Raw genomic sequence first — 13,754 nt, 5'->3', positions numbered from 1 at the left:
AAGGGAGGGCGGGGGCTCCTCGTCGTCGTGGCGCCGTCAGACCTCGTAGACCGCACCCGAGTACGCCAGGTCGACCGGGCCGTCGTAGACCGCGCGGGCGTCGGCGAGGTTCTGGTCGGGGTCGGTCCACGGCGGGATGTGGGTGAGGACGAGCCGGCCCACTCTGCCGCCCGCCGCGTACTCGCCGGCCTCGCGGCCGTTCAGGTGGAGGCCCGGGATGTCCTCCTTGCCGTGCGTGAAGGAGGACTCGCACAGGAAGAGGTCGGTGCTGTCGGCGAGCAGGCCCAGCTCGGGGCAGGTGCCGGTGTCCCCGGAGTACGTGAGCGAGCGGCCGCCGTGCTCGATGCGGATGCCGTACGCCTCGACCGGGTGGGAGACCCGCTCGGTGCGGACCTGGAACGGGCCGATCTCGAAGGTCCCGGACTTCAGGGTGCGGAAGTCGAAGACCTCGCTCATCGAGCGCTCGTCGGGGACGTCGTCGTAGGCGGTGGTCAGGCGGCGCTCGGTGCCCTCGGGCCCGTAGACGGGGATGGTGCCGCAGCGGCCGCCCTCGTGCCGGTAGTAGCGGGCGACGAAGTACGCGCACATGTCGATGCAGTGGTCGGCGTGCAGGTGGCTCAGGAAGATCGCGTCGAGGTCGTAGAGGCCGATGTGTCGCTGGAGCTCGCCGAGGGCGCCGTTGCCCATGTCGAGGAGCAGCCGGAAGCCGTCGGCCTCGACGAGGTAGCTCGAACAGGCCGATTCCGCAGACGGGAACGACCCCGAGCAGCCGACGACGGTGAGCTTCATGGAGCGTGAACCTCCGAGGACGGTCCGTGGGCGGAATGCGGGCCGTGCGTGCGTCGAGCGTAAGGCGCGAAACGTCCGGTCGCTCCTCCGCGGCAGGCCGTTGTGGGGGGAATCACCTGCGCTGTCACCCGGGGGAGCGACGGTGGGCACGGGCGTTGCCATGCCGGGGCGTTCCCGCGCGGCTACGGTCGAAGCATGGACACGTCCTGGTGGCCCGCGGTGGCCGCGGTGGTGGCCGTAGCACTGCTGGTGCTGGTCGCCGGGGGCCGCTCCGGGCTGCCGCGCCGGACCCCGCCGGCGCACGGGACCGGTCCGCCGCCGCACCCGAAGGCGGGTGAGCTGTGGTCCCTGGCGGACGGCCGTACGTGCCTGGTCCTCGCGGTGGGTTCGGTACGGGGCCACCGGGCGCGGGTCGCGTGGATCACCGGGAAGTACGACGACCGGCGGGCCGGGGTGATCCCGCTGCCCCCGGGGACGGTCGGGGCGCAGGGCCGGGCGAGCTTCCTGGAGGCGGACCGGCCGGCGGAGGTGTCGTTGTGGGAGTTCCGCACCCGGATGGGGATGCTGGACCCTGCGGTGTGGGACGAGATCAAGGGTCTGGGAGGCGCGCGGTGACGCGGAAACCGGTGATCCGCCTGCGGCGGGTGTACGACCCGCCGGAGCCGGCGGTGGACGGGGTGCGGGTCCTCGTGGACCGGCTCTGGCCGCGCGGTCTGGCGAAGGCGGTGGCCGGGGTGGACGAGTGGCCGAAGGCGGTGACGCCGTCGACGGAGCTGCGGAAGTGGTTCCACGACGGCGGTTCGGCGGAGGAGTTCCGGCAGCGGTACGAGGCGGAGCTGGCGGAGCCGGGGGCGGTGGCGGAGCTCGGCCGCCTGCGGGGCCTGGCGGCGGCTGGGCCGATCACGCTGCTGACCTCGGTCAAGGACCCGTCTGCCAGCCACGCGGCCGTGCTCGCGGAACTGCTGGCCGAGTAAGCGGTGCGGCGCCGCTGCACGGGGCTCCGCCCCGGACCCCGCGCCTCAAACTCCCCCAGCTACCGCTGGGAGGTGCCCCCGGGCGGGGCTGACTTTCAGCCTCGCCGGCGTTTGAGGCGCGGGGATTCGGGGGCGGCGCCCCCGCAGCGGCGCCGCAGGGCTATGCCCAGAGTTGGCCCTGGAGGACCTCGATGGCTTCCTCGGTGGTCGCGGCCGTGTAGACGCCCGTCGACAGGTACTTCCAGCCGCCGTCGGCCACGACGAAGACGATGTCCGCCGATTCGCCCGCGGCCACCGCCTTGCGGCCGACGCCGATCGCCGCGTGCAGGGCGGCTCCCGTGGAGACGCCGGCGAAGATCCCCTCCAGCTGGAGGAGCTCCCGGGTGCGGGTCACGGCGTCCGCTGAGCCCACCGAGAAGCGGGTGGTGAGCACGGAGGCGTCGTAGAGCTCCGGGACGAAGCCCTCGTCCAGGTTGCGCAGCCCGTAGACGAGGTCGTCGTAGCGCGGCTCGGCCGCGACGATCTTGATGCCCGGCACGTTCTCGCGCAGGTAGCGGCCGACGCCCATGAGGGTGCCGGTGGTGCCCAGGCCCGCCACGAAGTGGGTGATGGAGGGGAGGTCCGTGAGGATCTCCGGGCCCGTGGTGGCGTAGTGGGCGCCGGCGTTGTCCGGGTTGCCGTACTGGTAGAGCATCACCCAGTCGGGATGCTCGGCGGCCAGTTCCTTGGCCACCCGGACCGCGGTGTTCGAGCCGCCGGCGGCCGGCGACGAGATGATCTCGGCTCCCCACATGGCCAGCAGGTCACGCCGCTCCTGGCTGGTGTTCTCCGGCATGACGCACACGATGCGGTAGCCCTTGAGCTTGGCCGCCATCGCCAGCGAGATCCCGGTGTTGCCCGAGGTGGGCTCCAGGATGGTGCAGCCGGGGTACAGCCGGCCGTCCTTCTCGGCCTGCTCGACCATGTGGAGCGCGGGGCGGTCCTTGATCGAGCCGGTCGGGTTGCGGTCCTCCAGCTTCGCCCAGATGCGGACGTCGTCCGAGGGCGACAGCCGGGGCAGCCGGACGAGCGGCGTGTTGCCGACCGCGGCCAGCGGGGAGTCGTAGCGCATTACTTCGATCCGCCGGCCACGGCCGGGAGGATGGTGACGCTGTCGCCGTCCTTGAGGGCGGTGGAGATGCCGTCGAGGAAGCGGACGTCCTCGTCGTTGAGGTAGACGTTGACGAAGCGGCGCAGCTGGCCGCCGTCGACGATGCGCTCCTCAATGCCCTTGTGACGGGTCTCCAGGTCGGCAAAGAGGTCGGCGAGGGTCGCGCCCTCACCGGAGACGGCCTTCTCGCCTTCGGTGTAGGTGCGGAGGATGGTGGGGATGCGGACCTCGATGGCCATGGCTGTCTCCAGTCGTCTGGGAGTGCGTGAGAAGCGTGGGAAGGTGCGGCGCGCGGTTCGTCGGCCCCCCGCGCGGAGGGGCTCTGGTGCTCAGAGCGCAGGACAGATGGCGCTGGCGAGGCGGCACAGGTCGACGTGCAGCCGCGCCACGAGCAGCAGCCTGCCGGGCGTCTCGATGCTCACGTCGTGGGAAACCATGCGGTCATGTTAACGATTCCCGGTCCCCCGTTTGGAGTGTGATCCCGCATCGTGGACGCCAACTGCTCGCATACTGGTCAGTAGGAGTCGACGACCTGCACTTCTTCCTCGGTGATCACTCCGTCGACGATCCGGTACGAGCGGAACTGGAACTCTCCGAGGCCGTCCTCGTCCGCCGTCGAGACGAGCACGTAGTGCGCGCCGGGCTCGTTCGCGTACGTGACGTCGGTGCGCGAGGGGTAGGCCTCGGTCGCGGTGTGCGAGTGGTAGACGATCACCGGCTCCTCGTCGCGGTCGTCCAGATCGCGGTAGAGCTTCAGCAGGTCCTTCGAGTCGAACTCGTAGAACGTGGGCGAGCGGGCCGCGTTGAGCATGGGGACGAACCGCTCGGGGCGGTCGGTGCCCGCCGGGCCGGCCACGACACCGCACGCCTCGTCGGGGTGGTCCTTGCGGGCGTGCTCGACGATCTGGTCGTACAGGGCCTGGGTGAGGGTCAGCATGAGCGACAGGATAAGCAGACGGGCCCCCGCGTACCGAGGTGCGGTACGCGGGGGCCCGGATGCTGGACAGGGAGTCCGTGGCGTCAGACGTCCACGCTCAGCGAGACCTTCACGGAGGTGTCGCCGCCCTGGCCGCGGTTCTTGGAGACCAGGTAGGAGACGCCCAGGATCAGGCCCCACAGCGGGGCGCAGTACAGCGACACGCGGGAGTCCTTGTCGGCGCCCATCATCACGATGACCATGCCGATGAAGAGCAGCGCGAACCAGCTCGTGTACGGGGCGCCGGGGGCGCGGAACGCGGACTGCGGCAGCTCGCCGCGGTCGGCCTTGGCCCGGTAGCGGATCTGGCAGACCAGGATCATGATCCAGGCCCACATGCCGGAGATGGTGGCGAAGGAGACGACGTAGTCGAAGGCCTTGCCCGGGGCGACGTAGTTGATCCAGACGCCCACCAGCATCAGCGCGGCGGAGAAGGTGGTGCCCACCAGCGGGGTGCCGCTCTTGGTGAGCTTGGTGAAGACCTTCGGGCCCTGGCCGTTGATCGCGAGGTCGCGCAGCATGCGGCCGGTGGAGTACATGCCCGAGTTGCAGGAGGACAGGGCGGCGGTCAGCACGACGAAGTTGACGATCGCGGCGCCGATGCCCAGGCCCATGCGCTCGAAGGCGGCGACGAAGGGCGAGACGCCCGGCTGGAAGTGCGTCCACGGGACGACCGACAGGATCATGATGAGCGCGCCGACGTAGAAGACGGCGATGCGCCACGGCACGGTGTTGATGGCCTTGGGCAGGGTCTTCTCGGGGTCCTTGGACTCGCCGGCGGTGACGCCGACGAGCTCGACCGCGAGGAAGGCGAACATCACGATCTGCAGGGTCATCAGCGTGCCGCCGATGCCCTTGGGGAAGAAGCCGCCGTCGTTCCACAGGTTGGAGACGGTGGCGGTGTCCGCCGCGTCGGAGAAGCCGATGGTGAGGATGCCGGCGCAGATCAGGATCATGCCGACGATGGCGGTGACCTTGACCATGGAGAACCAGAACTCCAGCTCACCGAAGAGCTTCACGGAGATCAGGTTGGCGGCGTAGAGGATGACCGTGAAGATCAGCGCGTAGGCCCACTGCGGGAAGCTGTCGTGGGTCCAGTACGACATGTACTGCGCGGCCGCGGTGACCTCGGTGATGCCGGTGACCACCCAGAACAGCCAGTAGGTCCAGCCGGTGACGTATCCCCAGAACGGGCCCAGGAACTCGCGGGCGTAGTCCGAGAAGGAACCGGAGACGGGCCGGTACATGAGCAGCTCGCCCAGGGCCCGCATGATGAAGAAGATGACCAGGCCGGCGATGGCGTACGCCAGGATCAGGCTCGGGCCCGCCTTGGAGATCGCCTTGCCCGCGCCCAGGAACAGGCCGGTGCCGATGGCCCCGCCGATCGCGATCATCTGGATCTGACGGGCGCCGAGCGTGCGGTGGTAACCCTCGCCGCCCTCACCCTGTCCGCCCTCGCCGGGCGTCTTGTCGTGCTGCTCGACCTGCACTGAGGTCATGTCTGGTGCGCCTTTCTCCACGCCGACCCGCGCCTTCGTTGGCTGCGGATCGGGTCCTCGATCCCCCCGGATACGGATGGAGTTGCACGCCGGCGGTCAGCCGGTCCAAGCGAGCCGGGAGACATGGGTGGCGTCCCGTCGGCGATCGTGAAGATCTATCACGTGCTTACGGCTGCCCGAGGGGGAGAAATGTGGCGGAGGGCATCAAAAAATCACCCCAAAGCCCCGGAAATGGATCAGATCACCGCATGGCGGTGATCTGATCGTTATCCGGATTTGAGCGTCCGCTGAGCGAGCGGCGCACTGAAACAGGACCTGGGCGGCGGGCCGCGACGCCGTGAGAGCTCGCCCCCGGGTTAGCGATCGCAGGCAAGTGGCGTACGAATGTCGAGCATAGATTCGATCCCTCCTCGGATCGGGTAGTTCCCCATCGAAGTAGCGCCTGCTGATTGCACCGCCGGTAGCGTCCGGTCCCGTGAAGCTCGTGGTGCAGGTGAAGCTGTTGCCGACGCCGATGCAGGCGGAGGCACTCAAGGCGACTTTGCGCGCATGCAACGAGGCCGCCACCTGGGTGAGTCGGATTGCCTTCGAAGAGGGCGCCTACCGGAACTTCGCCCTGCGCAGGCACACCTACGAGTCGGTCAAGCAACGGTGGGGGCTGGGGGCGCAAGCGGCTCAGCACGTCATCAAGAAGACCTGCGACGCTTACGCCACCTTGAGGGCGAATCTGCGGGCCGGGAGGTACGGCAGGCCGGGCTCGAAGCATTACCGGCGGGCGGCCGGGAAGCCGCTGACCTTCCGGAGCGAGGGTGGACAGCCGTATGACGACCGGATGCTGTCCTGGCGGGTCGAGCAGAGCACGGTGTCGATCTGGACGGTGGCCGGGCGGGTCAAGGGCCTGGCATTCACTGGCGCGGTGGAGCAGTTGGTGACCCTTGCCCAGTACCGCCAAGGTGAGTCGGACCTGCTCCATCGGGACGGCATGTGGTTCCTCAATGTCACCTGCGAGGTCCCAGAAGTCGAGCCAAACGCCGATCCGGTGGAAGAACACCGCCTCCGCCAAACGCCGGCTGAAGAAGCGGCGCCGCAAAGAGGCACGGCGGGCGAAGGACATCAACCACAAGATCGCGAAGAGTGTGGTGGCCGAGGCAGAACGCACCGGTCGCGGAATCGCCCTGGAGGACCTCACGGGCATCCGCGAACGGGTACGGCTTCGCAAGCCCCAACGGGCCACCCTTCACTCCTGGAGTTTCCACCAGCTCGGGGAGTTCATCGCGTACAAGGCCCGCAGGGTCGGGGTGCCGGTGGTGCACGTAAATCCGGCGTACACCTCCCGCACCTGCGCCGAATGCGGCCACGTCAACAAGGCGAACCGGGTCTCACAATCACGGTTCGCATGCCGGTCCTGCGGATTCGTTGATCACGCAGACCGAAACGGCTCCCGCAACATCCGGGCCAGAGGCATGGAGTTGTGGCGACGCGGGGCCCAGTCAACGGCCCCTGCCGTACCCCGGCCACGGGGTACGACTGGACGCAAACGTGGCATCACCGCCAGTGATGCCACGTTGTGCAAGCCCGGGGCGCTAATCCCGGGTAGTTGACAGGGTTTCGATCAAGGTTTCCTGGAGGCCGCCGAGCCAGAGGTAGGCCATCACCATCGGCTTGCGCGGGTCCTCGTCCGGCAGCCGGAACAGCACCGCGCTCTCGTCGTCCTCGGTGATCTCGAGGCGGGCCGCGATGGTCAGGCGCAGGTCGTTGAGCGCGCCGAGCCAGCGCAGCGGCAGCTCGCCGGACAGCTCCAACACCGCCGCACCGTCGCCGGCCGGGGTGAGCCCGTCCAGGCTGCGCACGACCGCCAGCGCGTCCTCGCGCTTGCGGGCGCGCAGGTCGTTCTCGGTGAAGCGGCGGAACTCCGCGGAACGGGCCGTGAGCTCCTCGGGGTCCACGCCCTTGTCGCCGGCCCCGTCGGGGGCCCCGTACGCGTCGGGGAAGAGCCGGGCCAGCGCCGGGTCGGACGGGGGCTCGGAGGGGCCCTCGGCGAACAGTGCGGCGAGCGGGTCGGCGTCCTCGGCGGGCTCCGGCGCACCGGGGCCGATCAGTTCCAGCAGCTGGACGGCCAGCGAGCGCAGGATCGAGATTTCGATCTCGTCGAGCGCGATGGCGGCGCCGCCGCCCTCCAGGGACTCGAAGGTGCCGCCCATCAGTTGCGGTCCTGCGAAAGGGTCGCCCACAGGCCGTAGCCGTGCATGGCCTGCACGTCGCGCTCCATTTCCTCGCGGGTGCCGCTCGAAACGACCGCCCGCCCCTTGTGATGGACGTCGAGCATCAGCTTGTGCGCCACGTCCTTCGAGTAGCCGAAGTACGCCTGGAACACGTACGCCACGTAGCTCATGAGGTTGACCGGGTCGTTGTGCACCAGGGTCACCCAGGGGACGTCGGGTTCGGGGACCGCAAAGGTCTCTTCGGCGGATTCGGTGCGTTCGATCTCAACAGGAGCAACACTCACTCGTCCCATGCTGCCACCTCGACCGCACCGCCGCCCAAACAGGGGCCGAACGGCCCGGTCGAGCAATCGCCACCCACATCTCGTCACTTTGACGAAATGTGCGCTAGCATCCCAGCCATGAACCCTGCGGACCTGGGCCTGCCGGTGGACGTGCCGTCGACAGCGCTCTTCACGGACCATTACGAGCTCACGATGCTGCAGGCCGCGCTGGCCAACGGCACCGCCGACCGACGCTCGGTCTTCGAGGTGTTCACCCGGCGGCTGCCCGAGGGGCGCCGCTACGGGGTGGTCGCCGGAACCGGGCGGGTGCTGGACGCGGTGGAGAACTTCCGCTTCGACGGCGCGGTGCTGGAGTTCCTGCGCGAGCGGGCCGTCGTCGACATGCGGACGCTGGACTGGCTGGCCTCGTACCGCTTCTCCGGCGACATCTGGGGCTACCCGGAGGGGGAGGTCTACTTCCCCGGTTCCCCCGTCCTGCGGGTGGAGGGCAGCTTCGCCGAGTGCGTGCTGCTGGAGACCGTGATCCTGTCGATCCTGAACCACGACTCGGCGATCGCCGCGGCCGCCTCCCGGATGTCCTCGGCGGCGGGCGGACGCCCGCTGATCGAGATGGGCGCCCGGCGCACGCACGAACTGGCGGCCGTCGCCGCGTCGCGGGCCGCGTACGTCGGCGGCTTCACCTCGACCTCGGACCTGGCGGCCGGATTCCGGTACGGCATCCCGACGGTCGGCACGAGCGCGCACGCCTTCACCCTGGTCCACGACAGCGAGCGGGACGCCTTCACGGCCCAGGTGGACTCGCTGGGACGGGGCACCACCCTGCTGGTGGACACGTACGACGTGGCCGAGGCCGTCCGAACCGCCGTCGAGGTGGCGGGCACCGACCTCGGCGCGGTCCGGATCGACTCCGGAGACCTGCTGCTGGTGGCGCACCGGGTGCGGCAGCAGCTCGACGAGCTGGGCGCGACCTCGACGAAGATCGTGGTCACCTCGGACCTCGACGAGTACGCCATCGCCTCCCTGGCGGCGGCTCCCGTGGACACGTACGGCGTGGGCACCCAGCTGGTGACCGGCAGCGGGCACCCGACGTGCTCGATGGTCTACAAGCTGGTGGCGCGGGCCACCTCGGCGGACCCGAAGGCGGTACTGGCCCCGGTGGCCAAGAAGTCCACGGGAGGCAAGACCTCCATCGGCGGCCGCAAGTGGGCGGCCCGCCGCCGGGACGCCGACGGCGTCGCGGAGGCGGAGGTGATCGGCGTGGGCCCGGTGCCGGCGGCCCTGGCCGACCACCAGCTCCTGACCCAGCTGGTCAAGGCCGGCGAGGTGGTCGCCCGCGAGCCGCTGGAGGCCGCGCGGGACCGCCACCGCGCTGCCCGCGCGGGGCTCCCGCTCTCGGCGACGCAGCTCTCGCGCGGCGATGCCGTGATCCCGACGGAGTACGTCTAGCCCTGCGGGCCGGCTCTACGGGCCCTGCGCGGGACCTGCCCCTGCGGCGCCGCTGCGGGGGCTCCGCCCCCGAACCGGAGCGCCGTAGGGGGTCTGGGGCGGAGCCCCAGTTTCGGGAAGGGGCGGGGTGGGGGAAGAGCCCCCGCAGGGCCCCGCCGCCGCACAGAGACATCGAGCCGAAGGACAACGTCATGCACCGCGCACTGATCGTCGTTGACGTACAGAACGACTTCTGCGAGGGCGGCAGCCTCGCGGTCACCGGCGGAGCCGACGTCGCCGCCGCCGTCACCGAGTACATCGGCCAGGCCACGCCCGCCTACCGGCACGTCGTCGCCACCCGCGACCACCACGTCGACCCGGGGTCGCACTTCGCGCACCCGCCGGCCGAGCCGGACTACGAGACCTCCTGGCCCGTCCACTGCGTCGCCGGGACCGAGGGCGTGGGCTTCCACCCGAACTTCGCCCCCGCCGTGGCCTCGGGAGCCGTCTCCGCCGTCTTCGACAAGGGCGCGTACGAGGCCGCGTACAGCGGTTTCGAGGGCGCCGACGAGAACGGGACGACGCTCGGCCAGTGGCTGCGGGACCGCCACGTCACCGAGGTCGACGTGGTCGGGATCGCCACCGACCACTGCGTGAAGGCCACCGCCCTCGACGCCTCCCGCGCCGGCTTCACCGCCCGCGTCCTGCTGGACCTGACCGCCGCCGTGGCCCCGCACACGACCGCACGGGCCCTGGACGAGCTCCGTGCGGCCGGTGTGACCCTGGTGGGCGGTCAGGCCGATCAGGGCACGGCCTAGCCGGCTCCTAGCCGGCTTGGGTGCCCAGCAGGGCCCGGATGGGGTGCCAGAGCTCCTGTGCCCGGTCCGGGGCGCCGCGCCACAGCAGGCCGTCCGGATGGTGCAGGACGGCCGTGACCTCGTCCGGGGTCGGCGGGTGCGCGTTGCCCCGCAGGTACACCGCCCGCATTCCGAGGTTCCGCAGCCTGGTCAGGGCGCGGGCCCGGTTCGCGGCGTGCACCAGCACGCGGACATTTCCACCTTCTCCGGACGGCCTCGGCAGCATGAGCGCAACCACCACACTGCCGCCCGGCAATCTCACGAAACCTCCGCCTGGCATGGCTGTCATCTCCCCCGTCAATAAGACACTCGTACCGGGCATCTAAACGCGATCGGCCGCCGCCCGCTAGAGGGCGACGGCCGATCATGCTTTGACCTGCGGTTTTACCGAGTTACTTCGAGGAGGGGCCGACCTCGATGGTCATGACCTCACCGTCGTAGGTCTCCTTCAGGATCTTGATCTTGGTGTTGGTGTCAGTGACCTTCACCGATCCGGTCGGGTTCTCGTCGTAGTAGTACTTGCCCTTGTGGTCGTCGAAGACCAGGTTCGCGGGCTTCGGCTTGAGGAAGAGCTCCTCGCCGTTCTTGTGCAGGGTGATCGCATCCGTCGAGTACGCGCTGAAGGTGGCGTCGTACGGCTGGATCTTGTTGCGGAGCAGGGTGCCGTCCGCCCACTTCATGGGCTTGGCGTTGGCGTCGATCGGCAGGATCAGGCCCTGGCCCGGGTGGACGCTGGTGTTGTTGTCCTTCTGGCTGGTGTCCCACTGCCAGATGAGCAGACCGTCCTGGTACGGGTAGTGCTCGACCCAGTCCGGCTTGGTGTTGCCGAAGCCGAAGTTGTACGGGCCCACCTTGAGGGTGGAGTCGTACGAGACGTAGCGGCGGTTCTCGGCGATGTAGCGCTGCGCGTACTCCTTGGAGAAGTCGGCGCCGATGCGCGAGAAGCCCTTGCCGGTCCAGCCGTTGTCGCCGTTCTCGGCGCCGTCGGTGAACAGCGCGGAGCCGTCAGCGGTCAGGGAGATGGCGTCGGCCGTGAAGCCCTTGCCGCCCGCGCCGCCGTCCGTCTGGTAGCGGAAGCGGAGGTCGACCTTCTTGCCCGCGTAAGCGTCGAGCGGGAAGTTCAGGTTCTTCCAGGCACCCGAGACGCCGGTGAGCGACGGGCTGCCGGAGGCGTCGGCCGGGAGGGCCGTGCCGTCGGCGGTGCCGGCGAGCGCGGTCCAGGTGGCGCCGCCGTCCGTGGACACCTCGGTGTAGAGGTAGTCGTAGTCGGCCTCGATGTCCCACCAGCCCTTGAGGGACAGGGCGGCGGACTTCTTGCCCGTCAGGTCGACCGAGCGGGTCAGGGTGTTCTTGAGGTCGTCACCCATGTTGCTCCACCACTGGGTGGAGCCCTCGGCCGGCTTGACGACCTCGGTCTTGACCTGCTTCTTCGGCAGCTCGACGACCAGCGCCTGCTTGTCCTTGGTGTTGAACGCCGACACGCCCAGCTTGTGGGTGGACTTCGTCGCGGCCTTGGCCGTGTCGTAGTTCAGCCAGCCCAGCTGGAGCTTGTCCCAGGCGGTCATGTCGCCCGGGGTGTCGCCGATGGAGTCCTTGCCCTTGCCGAGCCAGGAACCGGCCGACATCAGGGACCAGAAACCGACGCTGTTGTCGCCGCCACCGGTGGTGTCGTAGAGGTCCGGCAGACCGAGGTCGTGACCGTACTCGTGCGCGAAGACGCCGAGGCCGCCGTTCTCGGGCTGCATCGTGTAGTCGCCGACCCAGATGCCGGTGTTGCCGATCTGGGTGCCGCCGGCCTTGTTGTTGTCCGGGCCGGTCTTGCCCGCCGCGGTGCCGTAGGCGTACCAACGGTGCGCCCACAGCGCGGTCGTGCCCTGAACGCCGCCACCGGCCGACTCGTCCTCGCCCGCGTGGACGATCTGGAAGTGGTCGATGTAGCCGTCGGGCTCGTTGAAGTTGCCGTCGTTGTCGAAGTCGTAGCGGTCCCACTGGTCGTACTGGGACAGCTGCGCCTTGATCTGCGCGTCGGTCTTGCCGGCCTTCTTCTGGGCCTCCGACCATGCGGTGACGCCGTCCTTGACGGTGTCCCACACGTTGGAGCAGTTGGTCTGGCCGCAGTAGTTGGAGCCGTAACGGCCCTCGTTGTACGGGACCTTGACCCAGTCGGCGACCTCGCCCTCGACCGAGTAACGACCCGAGGAGGTCTTCTCGTAGTAGGTCTTCAGCGAGTCCTTGCCCTGACCCGTGGCGAAGTACAGGTCCTGGAAGTACTGACGGCTGAAGTCCTTGCGCCAGGCCGTGCTGTTGTCCTTGGCGCGGTCCGGCTGGGCGATCTGGTTGTGCAGCGGACCGGGGGTACCGCCGTACTTGGGGACCTCGGGCTTGGGGCCCGGGCCGTCCGGGTCGAACATGGTGGTGCTGTCGACCTGGTCGCCGAACTCGACGAGGATCGTGAAGATCTTGTCGGTCTTCTCGCGGCCGAGCTCGACGTACTTCTTGTCGTCCAGCTTGACGACCTTGGAGGCGCCGCGCTGCTCGACGCCCTTCTTGCCGGTCAGGACCTGGTCCAGGGCGGCCGCGCGCTGCTTGGCCTGCTGGTCGCTGAAGGGGCCCTTGAGGTCGTGCTCGACGACCTTGGAAGGCGACGTCGGGTCCTGCCGGTCGGCCGCCGGGGCGGCCGGAGCCTTGCCCTCGGCCTGAGCCGCGGTGACGGTGAAGAAGGTGGCGCTTGTCGCACAAGCGGCCATGGTCACGGTGACGGCGGCAGCGCGTATCGCACGCCGTCTGGCGGAATTGCTGGTCACTTGATGTGTTCCCCTCCCGCGGCCGCAACGTTGGTCGGAACTTCTCCATAGGAGCGGGGGGTTCCGCGCGGCGCGCGTCTCAAGTGACGACATTTGACCGGAGGGAAGCAAGAAAAGACAGACCTTGACTTGACCCTTACAACTGCACTATGCGGTCAGGGAGTTCCGCTATCCGGACGTTCCGCAGCCATACGGGGCGAAGGGCCCTTCCCGCCCCTGCGAGTGGTCCGTCCCGTCCCCCTTTCTCCCCTCCTACATCCCCCCGTCGTCGCCCGAAAAATGATCCCGTGCGCCCCCCGTGCTCCGGCACCGTGTGTTAGGTCACGCTTACCGGCGGTCCGACTCGGGCATCTCCCGTCATAGAGTCACTTGACGCGCGAACAGGTTGAGCCGACTCCCCCTCCCCTCACCGAGGACGGATATCGCCATGCCGCGTCCGACTGCCGCACAGCTCGCGTACGGGTCCGCCACGGTCGTCGTGTCGACGATCGCCATGCTGCTGCTCTCGCAGACGAGCACCGGGCTCGGCGTCGCGGTCATCTCCGCCGCCGCGCTCGCCCTGGGTCTGCTCGTCGCACTCACCGTGCCCATCCCGCGGCGCCGTGGCCGCCACGCGGCCCGTACGGGGTCCGCCGCGACCGCTGGGGCCCCCGCGACCCCGGAGGGCGCGACAGGGGCCGTCCGGGCGTCCGAGCCCCGGCCGGCGACGACCGAACACCCCGTACACCACTGACGGTTGACGCCCCACGCGGCGCGGGCGGCCACCCCCGGAGG

General features: G+C 69.5%; 16 protein-coding genes. 6 read left to right on the top strand and 10 right to left on the bottom strand.

Going from position 1 to position 13,754, the window contains the following annotated elements:
• Positions 1-36: 36 nt before the first annotated feature.
• Entirely contained in the window at positions 37-789 is a 753-nt protein-coding gene (locus OG386_RS27095; RefSeq protein WP_328790276.1) for an MBL fold metallo-hydrolase, read from the bottom strand.
• A 195-nt stretch (positions 790-984) separates the two neighbouring features.
• On the opposite strand from OG386_RS27095, the gene OG386_RS27090 reads away from it, so the two are divergent.
• Positions 985-1,404: a hypothetical protein gene (locus OG386_RS27090; protein ID WP_328790275.1), complete on the top strand. Its 420-nt coding sequence runs from the start codon at positions 985-987 to the stop codon at positions 1,402-1,404.
• Complete coding sequence (locus OG386_RS27085) at positions 1,401-1,763, top strand: DUF488 domain-containing protein (protein WP_328790274.1); 363 nt, start codon at positions 1,401-1,403, stop codon at positions 1,761-1,763. The genes OG386_RS27090 and OG386_RS27085 overlap by 4 nt, the downstream gene beginning before the upstream one ends.
• 160 nt (positions 1,764-1,923) lie before the next feature.
• Here the strand turns inward: OG386_RS27085 and OG386_RS27080 are convergent, their stop codons facing one another.
• The 5 genes from OG386_RS27080 to OG386_RS27060 form a co-directional block, all read right to left on the bottom strand.
• On the bottom strand, positions 1,924-2,874 hold the full coding sequence (locus OG386_RS27080; RefSeq protein ID WP_327385210.1) for a PLP-dependent cysteine synthase family protein: 951 nt from the start codon (positions 2,872-2,874) through the stop codon (positions 1,924-1,926).
• Entirely contained in the window at positions 2,874-3,152 is a 279-nt protein-coding gene (locus OG386_RS27075) for a MoaD/ThiS family protein (RefSeq protein WP_030010597.1), read from the bottom strand. Before OG386_RS27075 ends, OG386_RS27080 begins: the two co-directional genes overlap by 1 nt.
• Before the next feature lie 90 nt (positions 3,153-3,242).
• Positions 3,243-3,350, bottom strand: a complete 108-nt coding sequence (locus OG386_RS27070; protein ID WP_314252769.1) for a putative leader peptide — start codon at positions 3,348-3,350, stop codon at positions 3,243-3,245.
• 77 nt (positions 3,351-3,427) lie between these two features.
• Positions 3,428-3,850 carry a M67 family metallopeptidase gene (locus OG386_RS27065; RefSeq protein ID WP_327385209.1) on the bottom strand — a complete coding sequence of 141 codons (423 nt, stop codon included), beginning with the start codon at positions 3,848-3,850 and terminating at the stop codon, positions 3,428-3,430.
• 83 nt (positions 3,851-3,933) lie between these two features.
• Positions 3,934-5,388, bottom strand: coding sequence for an amino acid permease (locus OG386_RS27060; RefSeq protein WP_328790273.1), 1,455 nt, complete (start codon positions 5,386-5,388; stop codon positions 3,934-3,936).
• Between the two features lie 995 nt (positions 5,389-6,383).
• Between OG386_RS27060 and OG386_RS27055 the strand changes: the two genes are divergently transcribed.
• Positions 6,384-6,989, top strand: coding sequence for an RNA-guided endonuclease InsQ/TnpB family protein (locus OG386_RS27055; protein ID WP_328793374.1), 606 nt, complete (start codon positions 6,384-6,386; stop codon positions 6,987-6,989).
• On the opposite strand, the gene OG386_RS27050 is transcribed toward OG386_RS27055, so the two are convergent.
• Together OG386_RS27050 and clpS are read right to left on the bottom strand one after the other, a co-directional pair.
• Positions 6,972-7,589 (bottom strand): DUF2017 domain-containing protein, encoded by a 618-nt coding sequence (locus OG386_RS27050; RefSeq protein WP_328790272.1) that lies wholly within the window; start codon positions 7,587-7,589, stop codon positions 6,972-6,974. The two genes, OG386_RS27055 and OG386_RS27050, sit on opposite strands and share 18 nt — an antisense overlap.
• Positions 7,589-7,903, bottom strand: coding sequence for an ATP-dependent Clp protease adapter ClpS (clpS, locus tag OG386_RS27045; RefSeq protein ID WP_030010601.1), 315 nt, complete (start codon positions 7,901-7,903; stop codon positions 7,589-7,591). The genes OG386_RS27050 and clpS overlap by 1 nt, the downstream gene beginning before the upstream one ends.
• A gap of 108 nt (positions 7,904-8,011) precedes the next feature.
• On the opposite strand from clpS, the gene OG386_RS27040 reads away from it, so the two are divergent.
• Both OG386_RS27040 and OG386_RS27035 read left to right on the top strand, forming a co-directional pair.
• Positions 8,012-9,340 (top strand): nicotinate phosphoribosyltransferase, encoded by a 1,329-nt coding sequence (locus OG386_RS27040; RefSeq protein ID WP_328790271.1) that lies wholly within the window; start codon positions 8,012-8,014, stop codon positions 9,338-9,340.
• Between the two features lie 191 nt (positions 9,341-9,531).
• Complete coding sequence (locus OG386_RS27035; RefSeq protein ID WP_328790270.1) at positions 9,532-10,137, top strand: isochorismatase family protein; 606 nt, start codon at positions 9,532-9,534, stop codon at positions 10,135-10,137.
• A gap of 7 nt (positions 10,138-10,144) precedes the next feature.
• Here the strand turns inward: OG386_RS27035 and OG386_RS27030 are convergent, their stop codons facing one another.
• Positions 10,145-10,456 (bottom strand): hypothetical protein, encoded by a 312-nt coding sequence (locus OG386_RS27030; protein WP_328790269.1) that lies wholly within the window; start codon positions 10,454-10,456, stop codon positions 10,145-10,147.
• 112 nt (positions 10,457-10,568) lie between these two features.
• A complete protein-coding gene (locus tag OG386_RS27025) occupies positions 10,569-12,923 on the bottom strand; it encodes an immune inhibitor A domain-containing protein (protein WP_328793373.1) in 2,355 nt (784 codons plus the stop codon).
• 484 nt (positions 12,924-13,407) lie between these two features.
• Between OG386_RS27025 and OG386_RS27020 the strand changes: the two genes are divergently transcribed.
• Complete coding sequence (locus OG386_RS27020) at positions 13,408-13,713, top strand: hypothetical protein (RefSeq protein WP_328790268.1); 306 nt, start codon at positions 13,408-13,410, stop codon at positions 13,711-13,713.
• The last annotated feature ends 41 nt before the right edge of the window (positions 13,714-13,754 follow it).

This window comes from Streptomyces sp. NBC_00273 (genome assembly GCF_036178145.1).
In the GTDB taxonomy this organism is placed as follows: Bacteria; Actinomycetota; Actinomycetes; order Streptomycetales; family Streptomycetaceae; genus Streptomyces.
This window is presented reverse-complemented; position numbering and strand designations above follow the sequence as displayed.